This window comes from Pseudomonas artemisiae, from assembly GCF_057128685.1.
In genome coordinates this window covers 176,538-194,556 of sequence record NZ_JBSKHS010000005.1, presented here as the reverse complement: position 1 = coordinate 194,556, position 18,019 = coordinate 176,538, and the positions used below count along the sequence as shown (strand labels likewise).

Annotated in this window: 17 protein-coding genes; 6 read left to right on the top strand and 11 right to left on the bottom strand. The window is 60.9% G+C overall.

All coding sequences use genetic code 11. From position 1 onward, the window contains the following. The first annotated feature begins 113 nt into the window (after positions 1–113). Positions 114–1,208 (top strand): iron-sulfur cluster carrier protein ApbC, encoded by a 1,095-nt coding sequence (gene apbC, locus ACWKV4_RS08475; RefSeq protein ID WP_483831631.1) that lies wholly within the window; start codon positions 114–116, stop codon positions 1,206–1,208. 237 nt (positions 1,209–1,445) lie between these two features. Here the strand turns inward: apbC and ACWKV4_RS08470 are convergent, their stop codons facing one another. Further along, positions 1,446–1,655 (bottom strand): cold-shock protein, encoded by a 210-nt coding sequence (locus ACWKV4_RS08470; protein WP_483831630.1) that lies wholly within the window; start codon positions 1,653–1,655, stop codon positions 1,446–1,448. 290 nt (positions 1,656–1,945) lie between these two features. On the opposite strand from ACWKV4_RS08470, the gene dcd reads away from it, so the two are divergent. From dcd to ACWKV4_RS08455, 3 genes are all read left to right on the top strand, one after another. Further along, positions 1,946–2,512, top strand: coding sequence for a dCTP deaminase (gene dcd / locus ACWKV4_RS08465; protein ID WP_483831629.1), 567 nt, complete (start codon positions 1,946–1,948; stop codon positions 2,510–2,512). Positions 2,513–2,624: 112 nt separating this feature from the next. Beyond that, positions 2,625–2,831 carry a hypothetical protein gene (locus ACWKV4_RS08460; protein ID WP_483831628.1) on the top strand — a complete coding sequence of 69 codons (207 nt, stop codon included), beginning with the start codon at positions 2,625–2,627 and terminating at the stop codon, positions 2,829–2,831. Between the two features lie 78 nt (positions 2,832–2,909). Further along, positions 2,910–3,725 (top strand): transporter substrate-binding domain-containing protein, encoded by an 816-nt coding sequence (locus ACWKV4_RS08455; RefSeq protein WP_483831627.1) that lies wholly within the window; start codon positions 2,910–2,912, stop codon positions 3,723–3,725. 72 nt (positions 3,726–3,797) lie between these two features. On the opposite strand, the gene pdeM is transcribed toward ACWKV4_RS08455, so the two are convergent. From pdeM to ACWKV4_RS08405, 10 genes are all read right to left on the bottom strand, one after another. Then, on the bottom strand, positions 3,798–4,463 hold the full coding sequence (pdeM, locus tag ACWKV4_RS08450) for a ligase-associated DNA damage response endonuclease PdeM (protein WP_483831626.1): 666 nt from the start codon (positions 4,461–4,463) through the stop codon (positions 3,798–3,800). Beyond that, the gene (locus ACWKV4_RS08445; protein WP_483831625.1) at positions 4,460–6,943 is read right to left on the bottom strand and encodes a ligase-associated DNA damage response DEXH box helicase; all 2,484 of its coding nucleotides are present in this window, start codon (positions 6,941–6,943) and stop codon (positions 4,460–4,462) included. Before ACWKV4_RS08445 ends, pdeM begins: the two co-directional genes overlap by 4 nt. A 64-nt stretch (positions 6,944–7,007) precedes the next feature. Then, positions 7,008–7,772, bottom strand: coding sequence for an ABC transporter ATP-binding protein (locus ACWKV4_RS08440; RefSeq protein ID WP_483831624.1), 765 nt, complete (start codon positions 7,770–7,772; stop codon positions 7,008–7,010). Between the two features lie 13 nt (positions 7,773–7,785). Next, on the bottom strand, positions 7,786–8,913 hold the full coding sequence (locus ACWKV4_RS08435; protein ID WP_483831623.1) for a succinylglutamate desuccinylase/aspartoacylase family protein: 1,128 nt from the start codon (positions 8,911–8,913) through the stop codon (positions 7,786–7,788). 9 nt (positions 8,914–8,922) lie between these two features. Beyond that, positions 8,923–9,633 (bottom strand): ABC transporter permease, encoded by a 711-nt coding sequence (locus ACWKV4_RS08430; protein WP_483831728.1) that lies wholly within the window; start codon positions 9,631–9,633, stop codon positions 8,923–8,925. A gap of 29 nt (positions 9,634–9,662) precedes the next feature. Next, positions 9,663–10,391, bottom strand: a complete 729-nt coding sequence (locus ACWKV4_RS08425; RefSeq protein WP_483831622.1) for an ABC transporter permease — start codon at positions 10,389–10,391, stop codon at positions 9,663–9,665. 108 nt (positions 10,392–10,499) lie between these two features. After that, entirely contained in the window at positions 10,500–11,282 is a 783-nt protein-coding gene (locus ACWKV4_RS08420; protein ID WP_483831621.1) for a transporter substrate-binding domain-containing protein, read from the bottom strand. Positions 11,283–11,514: 232 nt separating this feature from the next. Beyond that, on the bottom strand, positions 11,515–13,173 hold the full coding sequence (locus ACWKV4_RS08415; protein ID WP_483831620.1) for an ATP-dependent DNA ligase: 1,659 nt from the start codon (positions 13,171–13,173) through the stop codon (positions 11,515–11,517). After that, complete coding sequence (locus ACWKV4_RS08410; RefSeq protein ID WP_483831619.1) at positions 13,173–14,222, bottom strand: ligase-associated DNA damage response exonuclease; 1,050 nt, start codon at positions 14,220–14,222, stop codon at positions 13,173–13,175. Before ACWKV4_RS08410 ends, ACWKV4_RS08415 begins: the two co-directional genes overlap by 1 nt. Positions 14,223–14,343: 121 nt before the next feature. Then, complete coding sequence (locus tag ACWKV4_RS08405; RefSeq protein WP_483831618.1) at positions 14,344–16,875, bottom strand: penicillin acylase family protein; 2,532 nt, start codon at positions 16,873–16,875, stop codon at positions 14,344–14,346. A 248-nt stretch (positions 16,876–17,123) separates the two neighbouring features. On the opposite strand from ACWKV4_RS08405, the gene ACWKV4_RS08400 reads away from it, so the two are divergent. Further along, on the top strand, positions 17,124–17,360 hold the full coding sequence (locus ACWKV4_RS08400; RefSeq protein WP_483831617.1) for a hypothetical protein: 237 nt from the start codon (positions 17,124–17,126) through the stop codon (positions 17,358–17,360). 132 nt (positions 17,361–17,492) lie between these two features. Then, entirely contained in the window at positions 17,493–17,834 is a 342-nt protein-coding gene (locus tag ACWKV4_RS08395; RefSeq protein WP_483831616.1) for a ribonuclease E inhibitor RraB, read from the top strand. Positions 17,835–18,019 lie beyond the last annotated feature (185 nt).

Here is an 18,019-nt window from a genome sequence, read left to right as displayed (position 1 = left end):
TACTTGGACTTGAACGAAGACCCAACACTATAAAGCGCCACGGTTTTTTTTTCATCCGCTGGCCGAACAGGTAGCATAGCTCGCCACCAAGCCGCTTAATTTTGGGAGTTGCCATGAGCCTCGTCACCCGCGCCGCCATCGAAGGCGTGCTGCGTCAGTATACAGACCCTTATCTTGAGCAAGACCCGGTCACGGCGGGCTGCCTGGAGGCTGTGCAGATAGACGGCGACAGGGTCGAAGTGGTACTTGGCCTGGGTTATGCGGCTGGCCTGTTCCAAGGCGGTTGGGCGCAAACCCTGCAAATCGCGCTCGAAGGGCTGGCCGGTGTGCGTGAGGCCAAGGTGACCGTGCGCAGTGACATACGCCCCTACAAAGCCCAGGCACAAGTGCCCGCCATGGCCAACGTCAAGAACATCATTGCCGTGGCATCTGGCAAGGGCGGTGTGGGCAAGTCCACGACCGCGGCGAACCTGGCCCTGGCGCTGGCCCGCGAAGGAGCCCAGGTGGGCATGCTGGATGCGGATATCTACGGCCCCAGTCAGGGCATCATGTTCGGTATCCCAGAAGGCACTCGCCCGCAGGTGAGGGACCAGAAGTGGTTCGTCCCCCTCAAGGCCCATGGCGTGGAAGTGATGAGCATGGCTTTTCTGACCGATGACAACACGCCTGTGGTGTGGCGAGGGCCGATGGTGTCCGGCGCGCTGATGCAACTGATCACCCAAACCGCCTGGGATAACCTTGATTACTTAGTGATCGACATGCCGCCAGGTACGGGTGACATTCAATTGACCCTGGCGCAAAAGGTACCAGTGGCCGGTTCGGTGATCGTGACAACGCCGCAAGACCTTGCCTTGCTCGATGCCCGCAAAGGCGTGGAGATGTTTCGCAAGGTACACATCCCTGTACTGGGCGTGGTAGAGAACATGGCTGTACACATTTGCTCAAACTGTGGCCATGCCGAACACCTGTTCGGCGAAGGTGGCGGGGCGAAGCTGGCTGGGCAGTACGGGGTAGAGTTGCTAGCCTCGCTGCCGCTGTCGATGACCATCCGCGAGCAGGCCGACAGCGGCAAGCCTACGGCCATCGCCGAACCAGACAGCCAGATCGCCATGATCTACCAGGACCTGGCCCGCCGGGTGGGCGCGCGCATCGCTCGGGAGCAGGCCGGTGCGGTGGCCATGCCTACCATTACCGTATCTGATGATTGAGTGCCAACCCGCTTTCGGCAAGCCAGGCGGGCCATCATCGCTTGCAGGAGCGAGCGCAGCTCGCGAACAGATTGCACAGGCAGGCAATAACGCACTGTTCGCCAGCTTTGCTGGCTCTTGCAACGAATGAACCATTGCCGCCACTCCCACTGCGAGATGAGGCCAAGCCTAGGCAATAAAAAACCCCGCCGAGGCGGGGTTCTTTTTGCACTCACCTAAGTGAGGCCAGAAGCCAAGTTAGATAACTTGTACTTCTTCGGCTTGCATGCCTTTCTGGCCGCGGGTAGCGACGAAGGATACAGCCTGACCTTCTTTCAGCGACTTGAAGCCATCGGACTGGATAGCTTTGAAGTGTACGAACAGGTCATCACCCGATTGAGGGGTGATAAAGCCGTAGCCCTTCTCGTCGTTGAACCACTTAACGGTGCCTTGTTGGCGATTGGACATGGGATGTCTCCTTGGACAAAGTTAACTGCGGCGCTGGAACAGCCCAGGCCGGAACTGAGTGCAAAGAGCATGAAAATTCTTCTTGATGATGAACATCCTGCAGTAATTCTCGGTGACAAAAGCAGCACAGTGGCGCCACGATAACCCTTTTTCACCGGCCTGCCAATGTACTTTTCAAAGGCGCTTGCGCGCAGCCCTCTCGCGCCCGCCAGGCCGCACTGCTTTGAACCCGGGCGCACGGCCCGGTAAGATGCACGGCACTTGTGTTAATCAGCCTTCAGGACACCCTAATGAGCATCAAATCGGATAAGTGGATCCGCCGCATGGCACAGGACCACGGCATGATCGAACCCTTCGTTGAGCGCCAGGTGCGTGGCGAGGGCGCCGACCGGGTGATCTCCTACGGCGTGTCCAGCTACGGCTACGACGTGCGCTGCGCCGATGAATTCAAGGTATTCACCAATATCAACTCGGCGACCGTGGACCCTAAGGCCTTCGATGCCAAAAGCTTCGTGGATATCAAAAGCGACGTATGCATTATTCCGCCGAACTCCTTTGCGTTGGCCCGCACGGTCGAATACTTCCGCATTCCGCGCAACGTGCTCACCATCTGCCTGGGTAAAAGCACCTACGCCCGTTGCGGCATCATTGTCAACGTGACCCCCCTGGAGCCGGAGTGGGAGGGGCATGTGACCCTGGAGTTTTCCAATACCACTACCTTGCCGGCAAAAATCTATGCCAATGAAGGCGTGGCGCAGATGCTGTTCCTAGAGTCGGATGAAGAATGCGAAGTGTCCTACAAGGACCGAGGTGGCAAATATCAAGGCCAGCGTGGCGTGACCCTGCCACGAACATGAAATCTGCCTTGGCTTAACGAGTCAGGGGGAATTCACCGTGGTTTTGCTACTCTATTGCTCGCACCCTTCGATTCTGTAAGTTTAATTCAAGGGCCACTGCTCAGGAGTGTCTATGAAAATCGACCCGAACATCAGTGCAACGCTGGACTCGCTACGGCCTAACCATGTCGGCCTGCTGGCCTGGTCGCTGCTAGCCAACCCCGGCTTGCTCGAAGCGGGGGGCGTTCCGGGGCAACCAGACCCTGATCCTGCTCCAGAACCCACCGAACCAGGCGAGCCCATGATCCCCGATCAGCCGCCACCCACCCCCATGGCGTGATATCCCCAGGCCAGTCAGTTAATCTGCGAGGGCTTCCAGGCGAAGCCCTCCTACTTCTACTGACAATAAAGGCCTGCCATGCGTGTTCACCTTTCGCCCAAGCGACTGCTTGCGTTCTGTGTCATCCCTTTCTGTTTTTCAGCGACGATTCAAGCCGCCGACCCTGCTCCCAGCCGCCTGCAGGTGGTTATTGACCGAGGTGTATTGAGAGTAGGCACGACAGGCGATTACAAACCGTTTAGTTATAAACAACCTGAAAACGGGCAGTTCGTTGGGTTAGACCTGGATGTTGCCCGCGGCTTGGCTGATTCGTTGGGCGTCAAGCTTGAGGTGGTGCCTACCAGTTGGCCGACCTTGATGGCAGACCTGGCCGCGGACAAGTACGACCTGGCTCTGTCGGGCGTGTCGGTGAGTCTGGAACGGCAAAAGAAGGCGTTCTTTTCCATTCCTTACCAGCGCGACGGCAAAACGCCGATCACCCTGTGCAAAAACCAGGATCGTTTTCAAAACCTTCAGCAAATTGACCAGCCGCAGGTCAAGGCCATTGTGAACCCGGGCGGTACTAATGAGAAGTTCGCTCGAGCTAACCTCAAGCATGCGCAGATCCTGATGCACCCGGACAATGTAACGATTTTCGAGCAGATCGTAGAGGGCAAGGCGGACCTGATGATGACGGACGCGGTAGAAACCCGCCTGCAGCAGAAGCTGCACCCTGAACTGTGCGCGGTACACCCGGATACGCCTTTTGATTTCTCCGAGAAAGCTGCGCTGTTGCCTCAGGATGTAGCCCTTAAGGCCTATGTTGACCAATGGCTACACCTGGATATCGCCAGCGGCAAATTCGAACAGCGTGTGCAACACTGGCTCGATTACCCCTGGCAGCCGGCCCTGTAGGAGCCAACGAAGTTGGCGAAAGGGTGCTGATTGGCCCGAGATGTAGGCCAATTCTCGAGCTATTGCTCGCTCCTACGGGGTGTTTGGTAGTGCCCAGACGTGGCCATCGCCCACCACGAACAACCTGACCCCAGGTTTGCGCTCCACGGCAAAACCACCGGTAAACGCGCCGAAGGCTGGCAGCAAAGTTACCTGCCGCCCCATGTGGAAGCAAGGCAGGCGCATGCGCTGGCGGCCTCGCCCATTGAGGAAGTACACCGGGTGAATGTGCCCGGCCAGTACATGCCGCTCTGGGTGAGGGTGGGGCTCGTGTTGCAGGGAGAACGGCCCCATTATTAGGGGCTCGGGTACCACCTCGATGGTTAGGTCCAGGGGCGGGTCGCCAGCGCGATGGTCGTGGTTGCCACGAATCAGTGTGATATGCAGCCCTGGATGCAGGCTGCGCCATTCCCTGAGCTGGTTCAGGGTACCAGGGGCATGTGAGCCGGGCCCATGTAGAAAGTCACCCAGAAAGATCAGCCGCTGGGCCGGGAAGCGCGCTAATAGTTGCTCAAGCACCCGTAGATTGGTGGCTGTCGTGCCGTGGGGCACGGGCTGGCCCAGGCTGCGGTAGGCTGCCGCTTTGCCAAAGTGCGCATCGGCGATCAACAGTACGTGCTGGGCGGGCCACCAGATAGCCTTTTCGCCAGTCAATACTAGCAGCTCGCCCTCAAGGACCCATTCGCAATCGCCGCTCATGGCTTGGCTCCACTGCCTGCGGCTTTTTCTAGATCGTTAACCATGCGGGCAATGCGGTCGGCGAGTTTTTCGGAACTCATACTCTCGCGAAGGCGTTCCACCAGCAACGGGAAGCCCAAGGGAGTAGGGCGCTTGACTGCGTGCAGGTCCAGTTTACGTTCGCCGATTCGGGTGAGGGTATGTTCAAGGCGGGCCACGTCCAGTTCTTGGCGCAATACCTCTTGCTGTGCCTGGGTCAGCAGCAGATTGCCCGCGTCGTACTGCTTGAACACTTCGAAAAACAGCCCGCTGGACGCTTGCACCTGGCGGGTACTTTTTTGAGCACCCGGGTACCCGCCGAATACCAGGCCAGAAATGCGTGCAATTTCCCGAAAGCGTCGCAGGGCCAGTTCACCGGCATTGAGGCTGGCCAGTACATCCTCCATCAAGGCGTCTGGCGACAGCACGCCACTGCTTAGCGCCTGGGCCCAGTCAACCTCGCTGGGGCTGAGCAATTCCAAACCATAGTCATTGACCGCGATAGAAAAGCTGATGGGGCGCTGCTGGGCCAGGCGCCAGGCCACCAGGCTGGCCAGGCCCAAATGCACCAACCGCCCGGCGAAGGGGTACAAAAACAGGTGCCAGCCCTCGCGGGATTTAAGGCTTTCGGCCAAGAGGGTGTGGCGGGTAGGCAAGGCCGACCATTGTTGTTGCACTTCAAGCAACGGGCGTACCGCGCGCATGGGAGCGCTGGCATAAATCCCTTGGCTGGCATCGTCCAGCTTGGCGACCAGCGCGTCGGCCAGTTCGCCGGACAAAGGCATACGCCCACCATTCCAACGCGGCACGGCCGGTTTCTTGCCACTGCCGCGTTTTACATACGCGGTCATGTTTTCCACCCGCACCAGCTCCAGCACCTTGCCCGCGAACAGAAAGGCCTCGCCTGGCCGCAGGCGGGCGATAAAGCCTTCTTCCACGCTGCCCAAGGAGCGGCCGCCGTCGCCCTTGGTCCAATATTTGAGGTGCAAACTGGCATCGCTGACAATGGTGCCGATGCCCATACGGTGGCGCCGACCCACCCGCGCATCCGGTACACGCCACACGCCTTCGGGGTCTGGTTCTACCCGGCGGTAATCCGGATAGGCCGTCAGGCTTGCGCCACCGTGGCGTACAAAGGCCAGCGCCCACGCCCATTCGTCATCGGTCAGGCCCCGGTAAGCCCAAGCGCTGCGTACTTCATCGAGCAGTGTTGCTGGTATAAAACCGCCACCCAAGGCGATGGTCACCAAGTGTTGCACCAGTACATCCAGGGGCTTGTCTGGGGACATGCGCGGCTCTATTTGCCGCGCCTGCAAGGCGTCGTGTGCAGCGGCGGCTTCTACCAGCTCCAGGCTATGGGTGGGCACCAGAGTGACCCGCGAAGGCCGCCCTGGCGCGTGGCCGGAACGCCCGGCGCGCTGAATCAACCGCGCCACGCCCTTGGCCGAGCCAATCTGCAGTACTCGCTCCACGGGCAGAAAATCCACGCCCAGGTCGAGGCTGGAGGTGCAGACCACGGCTTTGAGATGGCCTTCCTTAAGGGCCATCTCTACCCACTCGCGTACCTCCCGGGCCAACGACCCATGATGCAAAGCGATAACGCCTGCCCAATCAGGCCGTGCTTCGAGTATGGCCTGGTACCAGACCTCCGATTGCGCGCGGGTGTTGGTGAACACCAGGCTGCTTTGGCTTGTAGCCAGTTGCTCGACCACTTGATCCAGCATGCGCAGGCCCATATGGCCTGCCCAGGGAAAGCGTTCGATCGCTGGAGGCAGCAGCGTGTCTACCTCGATGACCTTTTTACTGCCCCCTTCTATACGCACACCGTCACCGGCAGGCAACAATACCCGTTGCGCGTGATCCAGGTTGCCCAGCGTGGCGGAAATGCCCCATACCCGCAACTGGGGTAACCATTGGCGCAAGCGCGCCAGGGCCAATTGCAGCTGCACGCCGCGTTTGTTGCCCAGCAGTTCATGCCACTCGTCCACCACCACCATGCCTAGACTGCTTAGCTCCTGCTGAGCGTTTTCCCGCGCGAGCATCAGGGTCAGGCTTTCAGGGGTGGTTACCAGGGTGCTGGGCAAGCGCCGGCCCTGGCGGGCACGTTCTGCGCCGCTGGTATCACCGGTGCGCAGGCCTACGGTCCAGTTCAGCTCCAGAGTGTCTACCGGCGCCAACAAGGCCCGCTGGGTGTCCGCGGCCAAGGCGCGCATGGGTGTGATCCACAGCACCCGCAACGGAGCCGGGGTAGGCTTGCGCTTGCCCGTTACTACCGGGCGGGGTTCGGCGAAGGCATTAAGGGCGGCGAACCAGACGGCGTAGGTTTTACCGGAGCCGGTGCTGGCGTGCAGCAGCCCCGACTCGCCCTTGGCGCTGGCAGCCCATAGAGCCTTTTGAAACGGGAAGGGCTTCCAGCCGCACGCGGTGAACCAGGCTTTAGCGTAATCGGGACGGCGGGGCATGGGGGACGGCTAAGCTCCGGGGCATTTCTTAAAAGACCACGCCGGAGCCCGCTTGGTTTAAACGCTACTTGAGATTCCCGCTCAGGAACTGCCGCAAGCGCTCGCTCTTGGGCGCGCCCAGTACGTCGGCGGGGGCGCCGTGTTCTTCCACCAGCCCTTGGTGCAGGAACATTACCTGGCTCGACACCTGACGGGCGAAGGCCATTTCGTGGGTCACCATGATCATGGTCCGCCCTTCCTCAGCCAGGCCCTGAATCACCTTCAGCACCTCGCCCACCAGTTCCGGGTCCAGGGCCGAGGTAGGTTCGTCGAACAACATCACCTCCGGCTCCATTGCCAGTGCCCGGGCAATGGCGACACGCTGCTGCTGGCCGCCGGACAAAAACGCGGGGTATTGGTCTGCTACCCGTGCCGGCAGGCCGACTTTATCCAGGTAAGCCCGCGCCCGCTGCTCGGCGTTTTGCTTACTGATGCCCAATACGCGGCGTGGCGCCAGCGTGATGTTATCCAGCACACTCATGTGGCTCCACAGGTTGAAGTGCTGGAACACCATGGCCAGGCGTGTGCGCAGGCGTTGCAGTTCGGCGGGGTCGGCCACGTGCAGGCCGTAGGCATCTTCACGCAGCGTAATCGCCTTGCCATCCAGGCTCATGGCGCCGGCATTGGGCGTTTCCAGAAAGTTGATGCAGCGCAGGAACGTGCTTTTGCCAGAACCACTGGCGCCAATCAGGCAGATCACGTCGCCGGTCTGCGCCTTTAGCGAAACGCCCTTGAGCACTTCATTGTCGCCGTAGCGCTTGTGTAGGCCCTCGATGGTAAGTTTGTACATGCGCGTAGCGCCCTCAAGGTGAAAGTAGGTAACCGCTGCGGTAGGCTTCGGCGCCGGCGATGCGCGCCACTACCATGCCGGCCGTGGCCATGCGCCGCAGGGAACGGGCGTAGAGCAGGCCCGGTTTTTCGTTATGCACTTGGGTCACCCGGTCGGTGATCGGGTCGATGATTTCAGCGATCAGTTGCCCGGCTTCCAAGTATTCCCCTGGCATGCAGCAAAACACCAATACACCGCCCAACGGGGTGCTGATCGGTTCTACGCCCGCCAATGGGGTAGCGGGATAGAGCAGTTCCGGCGGCGCCGCCGACGGGGCATCGGACCCGCTTTGGATGGCACCGTAGTGCTCCAGGTAGCTGATGATGGCCTGGGCGTCCCGGCTGGCCAGCGCATGGCTGACGTCGACCTGGCCGCGCAGTTCCACGGTCACCGAGAAACTGCCCTGAGGGATCGGGAAGCGGTCACCGAAGCGTACGCCAAGCTTGTGCCACAGCAGGCTGAAGCACTCGTCGAAGGACTGGCCGCCAGAGTCCGTGGCCAGCAGGTTGGCCTGGGAGCCCAGGTAGCGGGCCAGGGGCTCGACCTGTGGCCAGGCTTCGGGGGTGGTGTAGACATGTTCCACCGCTTCGAAGTCGCAGTGCAGGTCCAACACCATTTCGGCATCGCAGGCCAGCCGTTGCAAGGTCAGACGCAGAGATTGCAACTGGGTCAGCGGCTGTTCGGCTTCCAGGGCGCGGCGCAGTGCCTTACGAATCAGCGCGGCGTTGGCTTGAGCATCGCTACCCAGGGAAGCCTGGATGTCATCGCCCACCTGCTGGCTGAGGTCCACGAACCAGCGGTTGAAATTATCCCCGCTTTCCAGCTCATAGCGGCCCAGTGCGGTATCCATCAGGATCTGCTCCAGGCCCACCGGGTTGGCCACGGGTACCAGCACGACCTCACGGCGTAGCCGCCCGGCCTGTTCCAGTTCGGCCAGGCGCTGCTTCAAGTACCAGGCCACTAGCATGCCGGGAATTTCATCAGCGTGTAGCGATGCCTGGATGTAGACCTTGCCGGCGCCCTCGGGCCCGTAATGGAAGCTTTCCACGGCACGAGCGGTGCCGGGCAAGGGCGCGAGCAATTCATGACGATGCTGTTTCATCGAATCTCCTTATCGGGCGGGGCCAAGGAAGGCGAGCCAGCGGCGTTCGGCCAGGCGGAACAGCCCTACTAGCGTGAAGGTGATGGCCAGGTATAACAGGGCGGCGATCCCGAAGGACTCGAACGTCATGTACGTAGCGGAGTTGGCGTCTCGGGCGACCTTGAGGATGTCCGGCACCGTGGCGGTAAAGGCCACGGTGGTGGAATGCAGCATCAGGATTACCTCGTTGCTGTAGAACGGCAGCGAACGGCGCAGTACCGAAGGCATGATCACATGGGCATACAGCTTGAAGCCACTGAGCCCATAGGCTTTGGCCGCTTCGATCTCGCCGTGGGCCATGCTGCGAATGGCACCGGCAAAAATTTCGGTGGTGTAGGCGCAGGTGTTCAGGGCGAAGGCCAGGATGGTGCAGTTCATGGCGTTACGGAAAAACTCATTGAGCAGTGGCTGCTCACGTACCCCTTCCAGGCTGTAGATACCTGTGTAGCAGATCAGCAACTGGATATACAACGGCGTGCCGCGGAACACGTAGGTGTAGAACTGTACGGGCCAGCGAATCCAGAAGCGGCGGGACACCAGCGCGATAGACAGCGGGATGGAGCACAAAAAACCAATGGCAATAGAAGCGCTGAGCAGCCACAGGGTCATGGCCAGGCCGGTTACGTTCACGCCGTCGCTGTAGAGAAACGGCCGCCAGTATTCCCCCAGCAAGTCACCCAGGGGGCCAAGGTAGCCTTGGAATTGCTCGATCATCGCATGGCCTCCTGGGTGCCTACATTGAAGCGGCGTTCGAGCCTGCGCAGCACAAAGTTGGACGCGCTGGTGATCAGCAGGTAAATCAGCCCAGCGAGCATCAGGAAATAGAACAACTGGTAGGTGCTTTTACCGGCGTCCTGGGCAGCCTTTACCAAGTCTGCAAGGCCAATCAGCGACACAAGGGCAGTGGCCTTGAGCATGACCATCCAGTTATTGCCAATGCCCGGCAGGGCATAGCGCATCATTTGTGGAAACACCACGTAGCGAAACCGCTGCCCTCGGCTTAACCCGTACGCGGTGGCCGCTTCCTGCTGGCCACGGGGCACCGCCAGGATGGCGCCACGAAACGTTTCAGTAAAATACGCGCCATAGATGAACCCCAAGGTAATCACCCCAGCAGCAAAAGGGTTGATTTCGATGTAGTCCCATTCCAGGGCATCAGTGAACAGGGTCAGCCAGATTTGCAGGCTGTAGAAAATCAGCAGCATCAGCACCAGGTCGGGCACGCCGCGAATCAGCGTGGTGTACACCTGGGCAACTACCCGCAGGGCTTTGACGCCGGACAACTTAGCGCTGGCCCCTAGCAGGCCTAGCACCACGGCTACCAGTAATGACAGCAAGGAGAGCTTTACCGTCATCCAGGTGCCCTCCAGCAACAAGGGCCCAAAGCCTTTAAGGCTGAATGCCGAGAGCCCTAGGCTCTGCAACAGGTGATCAAGCATGTACCAACCCTTACAGTCGATAAAGGCGCCCGCTCACGCGTCACGCTGGCCCCAGCTTACACCTCTGGGCCAACGGACGATCACAGGGGGCGTTGTGTGGAGGAGCGCTTACTTACCGCTGTACAGGTTCAGGTCGCCGAAGTGCTTCTTCTGGATTTCAGCGTAGGTGCCGTCTTTGTGCATGGCCTCGATGCCTTTGTTAAGCAACGCCTGTAGCTCTTTGTTGCCTTTTTTGATGCCGATAGCGGTTTTGGCGGGCAGGTATTCGCTGTCCAGCGGCTCGCTTACCACGTAGTCAGTGCCCTGTGGCGACTTGAGAAAGCCCAGTTCGGCTTGCAGCATGTCCTGGATGGACGCGTCCAGGCGGCCCGATACCAAGTCGGCGTACACCTGATCCTGGTTCTGATAGGCCTGGGTTTTCACGCCGGCCTTGTCCAGTACGCCCTTGGCGTAGGCTTCCTGAATGGTACCTTGCTCGTAGCCTACGGTTTTGCCTTTCAGACCTTCAACGGTAAGGGTCAGGCCAGAGCCTTTCTTGCTCACGTAGGCGGTGGGGCCAGAGAACAGTTCGCTGGAGAAGTCGATGGCTTTTTCGCGGGGCGGGGTCACGGTCATGGACGAGATCACGCCGTCGAACTTATTGGCTTTAAGGCCTGGGATCATGCCGTCGAAGTCACTTTCTACCCACTTGCAGGTGACCTTCAATTCTTTGCAGATCGCATTGCCCAGGTCGATATCGAAACCGACCAGGCTGCCGTCGGCGGCCTTGGATTCGAAGGGGGCATAGGACGGGTCGACACCGAAGCGCAGCTCTTTGTAGTCCTTGGCCATTGCGCCCCCAGCGGACAAACAGAGCGCCAGGGCAGAGAGGGTCAGCCATGCTTTTTTCATTGTGCGGTCCTTAAAAGACGAAAGTTCAGGCAGTACAGCGTTACCGGCGGTTGCCAGATATCATGGTGATAGCAAAATTCGCACCATCGCCTGTGGGGGAAGCTTACCCAAGGCGCATGCCACTCCCTTTGCGTCGCAGATCTGACCGAACCGGCGGCCAGCCCCGTGATCAAGCCCTGCCCTTAAAAGAGGCACGGCCTTAGCGAAGCGCTATTGTGGTGCGAGGCGGGGTTCAACTCAACAGGTCATGTAACGTTGCGAGACTATCGGCTTCGTCCACGGGCTTATCGTGACGCCAGCGCAACATGCGGGGAAAACGCACTGCGATCCCGCTTTTATGACGCTTGGACAGCGCGATGCCTTCGAAACCCAGCTCGAATACCAGGGTGGGGGTAACACTTCGCACCGGGCCGAACTTCTCCACCGTAGTACGGCGGATAATGGCGTCCACTTGGCGCATTTCGGCATCGGTTAACCCTGAATACGCCTTGGCGAAGGGCACCAGGGTGCGCTCAGTGCCTGGCGCGCCGTCCCATACGGCGAAGGTGTAGTCGGTGTACAGGCTCGCCCGGCGCCCATGCCCGGCCTGGGCGTAAATCAACACCGCGTCCACCGTGAAGGGGTCGACTTTCCACTTCCACCAAACGCCCATATCCTTGGTTCGGCCCACGCCGTACAAGGCGTCCCGTGCCTTGAGCATCATGCCTTCCACGCCTAGGCTGCGGGAGGCTTGCCGTTGCTGGGCGAGGTCTTTCCAATCCTTGCCCTCAAGCAGGGGCGATGCCTGTAGCACAGGGCTAGCGGCCTCAGTGATCACGGCTTCGAGGGCTTTTCTACGGGCCTGTTGAGGCTGGCTGCGCCAGTCGTGGCCCTGATGCTCCAGCAGGTCATAGGCCAACAGCACCACGGGGATTTCATCAAGCAGCTTGCGGCTCAGGGTTTTACGGCCAATGCGCTGCTGAAGCAAGGCAAAGGGCTGTACCGAGGACGGGCTACCCGGGCTCTCCTCGGGGGCTTTCCAGACTACGATTTCGCCATCGATCACAGTGCCATCGGGCAGGTGACTCAAGCCCTGAAACTCAGGGAAGCGATCGGTTACCAGTTCTTCGCCCCGCGACCATACCCACAAGCGGCCATCGCGTTTGACGACCTGGGCGCGGATCCCGTCCCATTTCCATTCCACTTGCCAGTGTTGGCAAGGGCCTAGCAAGGTTTCGAACTGCTCTACCGGTTGCTGCAGGGCATGGGCCAGGAAGAACGGGTAGGGTTGCCCGCCACGCTGAGCATGCTCGTGCTCGCTTTCGGCGGCGATCAGCTTAAGGTAACCCTCGGGTGTGGGCCGGTGGGACAGGTCGGTATAGCCTACCAACCGCTGGGCCACGCGCTTGCTGTCGAGGTTGGCCATCTGCGCCAGGGCGCGGGTGACCAGCAGCTTGGACACGCCCACGCGAAAGCTGCCGGTGATCAGCTTCAGGCAGACCATCAGGCTTTGCCGATCCAACCGCAGCCATAGAGGCGGTAGCCGCTGTGCCAGGTCCTCCGGGGGCAAGCCACGCAATGGCAGCAGTTCGTGCTCCATCCACCAAGCCAGCCCCGCTTCGCTACTGTGCTCGGACTCCGGCAGCACCAGAGAAACGGTTTCAGCTAAATCGCCCACGGCCTGATAGCTTTCCTCGAACAACCATTCCGGCAGCCCAGACAACCCAATGGTCAGCTCCCGCAGCAACCGGGTCGGCACCAGCTGGCGGGGCCGGCCGCCAGAGAGGAAGTACACCGCCCAGGCGGCGTCCGCTGGCTCGGCCTGGCTGAAGTAGCCCTGGAGCGCTGCCAGCTTGGCATTGCTGGAGGTCGTGGCGTCGAGTTCGGCGTAGAGGGTGGCAAAGGCTTTCATCAGGCTCGGGCCTCCGCGGCAGACGCCGCACCGGGTTCTGTGCCAGGCTCGCTGGCGGCCTCGTCTTCGTCACCGTATTCGGTGGTAAAGCCTTGGGCATCGAGGCCCTGGTCGCGTAGGTAACGTACCAACACATTGACCGAGCCATGGGTCACCATCACCCGCTGCGCGCCGGTCTGCTCGATGGCCCAGAGCAGGCCCGGCCAGTCGGCGTGGTCGCTAAGCACAAAGCCCCGGTCCACGCCACGCCGGCGACGGGTGCCACGCAGGCGCATCCAGCCACTGGCGAACGCATCGCTGTACTCGCCGAAGCGGCGAACCCAGGTGCTGCCCCCCGCACTGGGCGGGGCGATGATCAGCGACGAGCGCAACAGGGGGTCGGTTTTCTTGAAGTCCCCCGCGTAATGAGTTTCCGGGATGTACACCCCAGCCTCCCGATATACCCGATTCAGGGGCTCCACCGAGCCATGGCTAAGGATAGGGCCGATGCTTGCGTCTATACCGTGCAGCAGCCGCTGGGCCTTGCCAAAGGCGTAGCAGAACAACACGCTGGCCTTGCCCTCGGCGGCGTTGGCGCGCCACCATTGGTTTACCTCATCGAAGATGTCAGCCTGGGGCTGCCAGCGATAAATAGGCAGGCCAAAGGTGGATTCGGTGATAAAGGTATGGCAGCGCACCGGCTCGAAAGGCGCGCAGGTGCCATCGGGCTCTACTTTGTAATCTCCAGACGCTACCCACACCTCGCCTTGATGCTCCAGCCTCACCTGGGCCGAGCCCAGTACATGGCCTGCGGGGTGCAAGCTGATGGTCACGCCGTTGTGTACCAGGCGTTCGCCATAGGTGAGGGTTTGCAGGTTGATATCCGCGCCTAGCCTGGCGCGCAAAATCCCCGCGCCTATGTCCGTTGCCAGGTAATGGCCATTCCCGACCCTGGCATGGTCGCCGTGGCCATGGGTGATGACCGAACGCGGCACCGGCTTCCAAGGGTCGATATAAAAATCACCAGCAGTGCAATAAAGGCCTTCGGGCCGGGCAATAACAAGGTCCATGGCGCGGTCGCTGACGGGGGGCTTGTTAATTCAGAGCTTGCGGCTTCGCTGGAAGTTGCACTTTTGGCGCGGTGGGGGGCTCGCGAACCAGGCAGGGCGCCTGTTCGCGAGCCTGTGGCGGCTACTGTTGCGGGACCAAGGTCAAGCGCTGGGTGCCATAGGCTTTGTCCAGGTTCTGCGGCTGCATTGGGAAGCTCTGGTACTGCCCCTTGAGCCAGTTCTGGATGCCGTCGGCGTAGTGCGGGCTGGCAGGGTTTCCGGACTGGCCGGTGCTGTTGAGGCCCATCATCGGTTCGGGCTGGCCAAAGTCCACCACGATGCGCATGGCCGGTACCAGCCACACGTCAAAGTTACTGCCCCAGTGCCAAGCGGCGGCGTTGAGGGTGGTGTGGTCGCCACCGGCGGGTACCGGGCCACGGTTGAGGTAGCTGTCCAACGCCGCCAGCCCTGCGCGCTGGGTAGTGTCCAGCCAAGGGGCGAGCTTGCTGCCCTCGGTGGTCCAGCGGTACTGGTGCAATGTGCCCCACTGCCAAGCCTTGCGATCACTGCCCAGCAACGCCTCGCCTGTGCTCACCGCGGCGGCCAGGCTGCGGGCCAGAATGGCAGGCTTGTCTTCCTTGCGCGGCGTGCGGGTGTCATCCCAGAACGGGCTGTCGTCGCGCCCCAGCAAATGGTCGGCCTGGGCTGAATAGGACTGGTCGGCGTTGGCCACGAAGGCCTTCCACGCGGGGCTGTCGTCGGGGCCGAGTTCGTCTAGGAAGGTTTGTCGGGCGCTTTCTTGCAGGAACAGCTCGTACAGCGCGGCATCGGCTGAGTCGGCGGCCAGGCGGCCGTCGAAGGCCATCAGGCGGGACAGCGCTTCGCGGGCCTTGCCACGGTCGGCCTCCGGCAAGGCCTCAATGGCTTGCTTGAGGGGCTGGGCCATGCCGGGCGCTTCGAACATACGCTTGAGCTTGGCGGCGAAGGTGGTGGTTTGGTCGTACTGCCAAGCGATCATGTCGCGGGCGCTTTGCTTGCCGTTGGCCGCCAGTTGCGCCATGCGTTCGCTGCGCTCCGGGTAATACCAGGAATTGGACAACTGCATGCCATAGCCCGGCTGGGCCGTGCGTTGGTTGGCGGTACCCAGCCAGCCGCTGACGGGGGTTTGGTCATACGGGTGCAGCATGGGGTCGGCGTACCCATCCCAGTCGAAGCGGCTATCCCAGCCAGGGGAGGGCACCAGGCCCTTGCCTTGGCGGCGGTTGGGGTAGCGCCCAGTGACCTGCCAACCGATGTCGTTGGCATCGGCGAACACCATATTCAAGGCAATGGCGCGGATCTCGCGGCTGCTATCAAAGGCACGCTCGACGCTTTGCGCCCTGGATAGATCAAAGAATGCATCCAAGGTTTTGTCGTCTTTGAGGTCGGGCGTTTGCAGCGCCAGGCCGTAACCACTGGCGAAGGGCTGAGGCTGTACCCCCAGGGTGCGCTCGCCCAAGGCGGGGTTGAGCAATGGCCCATGGCGGGTTTCGTAGATCACCTCGCGCAACGGCTTCTGCCCTTTGACGAAGAAGGTTTCATTGCGCGCCGTGGCCCGCAGCCACTTGCCATCGGCCTGGTAGAGCAGGGCGCCATTCTCACGCTTGACCCGCTCCAGGAACACATCCTGATTGTCGCCCATGACCATGGTCATACCCCAGGCAAGCTTGCCATTGAAACCTGCCACCACGGCAGGCACGCCCGCCAGCGACACCCCGGCGGCCTGGAACTTGGGCGAGCGCAACTGCACGAAATTCCAGGCGCTGGGCAGGCCGATAGGCAGATGGGTGTCATTGGCGAACAGGCTTTTACCGCTGCGGCTACGGGCAGGTGCCAGTGCCCAGTTGTTGGAGGCGGCTACGCCCAGTTGGCCCAGGCCAGCCAGTTGCTGGCTAACCGGGCCCAGGCTGGCGAAGGTACCAGCGAGGGTTAAGCCTTTGAGCTTAGCGGCTTCGTCGACGGGCAGTGGCTCATCGGGGTAAGTCGGCAGCAACCAGGCCAGATTGTCAGCCCCCACTTTTTGCGCCAGCACCAAGCTGTTGACCTCTTCCTGCAGGTTCATCTGCAGGCTGAAGTTCATCAGGCAGAAAACAAGCGCGGAGTCTTCACCCTTCCAGTATTCCAGCTGATAACCGCTTTGGGCCAGGTCCATGGGCAGCTTGTCGCGGTAGCGGAACAGCCAGGCGTTCACGCCCCGGGCGTAGATTTCAAAGAAATTGCGCAAGCGGGGCGAAGCACTGGCGTAGAGCTCCGCCGCCCGCCGCTTAAGGTCCACGGTGCGCATGAAACGGTCGGCTTCCAGCACACCAGGGCCGACCATTTCGGCCAGTCGCCCTTGGGCAAGCAGGCGCATGCTGACCATCTGGCTGATTCGGTCGCTGGCGTGTACATAACCCAAGGCAAAGAGCGCATCATGGAAGTTACTGCTTTCGATCAGCGGCATGCCCAGTGGGTTACGCCGCACGGACACGTTCTGGCCCAAGCCCTTGAGCGATTGCACGCCAAGGCTTGGCGGCAGGCTTTCGCTGTTATGGTCATCGACCCAGGCCTGGCACCCGGCCAGCCCCATGCTGGCAGCCATGGCGGCGGCCAGGCCAAAACGCGGAAGGAAGTGGCGGACAGCGGAAGACGCCATGACAGGCTCCTGGGTCAAGCATCGGAAAAGGCGCTAAAGGTAGTAAGCCTTCCTGTTAATCGCAAGCAGGCTAGAGGGTTTATTCGATACCCGGGTTGATAGCACTCAAGGCCTGGTCGAGCCACCGGCTGCACAGCCGAGCCTGGCCAAGGCCGGTTGAACGACCGGGGTAGCGGCCCGGTCAACTATTAGCAGGCTTTCGAAGGCTTGCTATACCTTCATGTATTCACGGCCCTAGGGAGATACCAATGAAAGAGTGGGAAATCACCTTCGTCGACCAGAAGGGCATCCCAAACAGCCTGACCCTGGCCTCCGATGGGCGCCCCAGCGACGAAGACGCAGCCTTGGCCATTCGCGCTCATTTGTTCGCGGTGAGCAAGGAGCTGGACCTTAACGATTTCGAAGGGCGTACCCAAGCGCCGACCGCCAAACTGCTCGAAGAACAGCACAGCGTTAAGATTACGGCCATCAACGAAGTGCCTTGAGCCTCATGCCGCTTGCTTGGTCGGCACTCTTGATTGCCGGCAACGCTAAATGTTTCCCGTTGAACGCTTCATGCAAGTGACCGCCCAGGCGGCCACACGGAGAGTCTATCCCTTGCTTTAGGAGGACGAGACATGAGCAATGCCTACCAGGAAGACATCAGCAGCGCACTGTTACGCCAGATGAAAGAAGGCGGGTTCGATTTCGCTAGCATCCACCCGATTGAGTTCTATGCGGTCTTTCCGGACGAATGCCGCGCGCGCGAGGCGGCAGGGCAGTTTCGCGGGGAGTCCCTCAACGCCCAGGTAATGGAACGCCCCGACGGCGCTTGGAACCTTGAGCTATCGAAGTTGATGTACGCCACGTATTCGGGCATAGGCGCGTTCGAGCACGATTTTGAGTGTGTGGTAGAGCTGCTGGGCGGCGAGATCGAAGGCTGGGGCGTAAAGCACCGGTTGCCGCGCCTGCACGCCTGAACCCTCCACGGGCCCTTCTTTTACCCTGCCCAAAAAAAGGCCACCGTTGGGGTGGCCTAATGGGAAGTTCAGGTGCCGGCAAATTTGGCCGGGCATGGCTTAATTGTGCCCACCCACCTCGGGTGCGTGAAATGGGTTATGGCTATTTGCTTAATAGCTAGAAACATCAGCATCGCCAGATCACT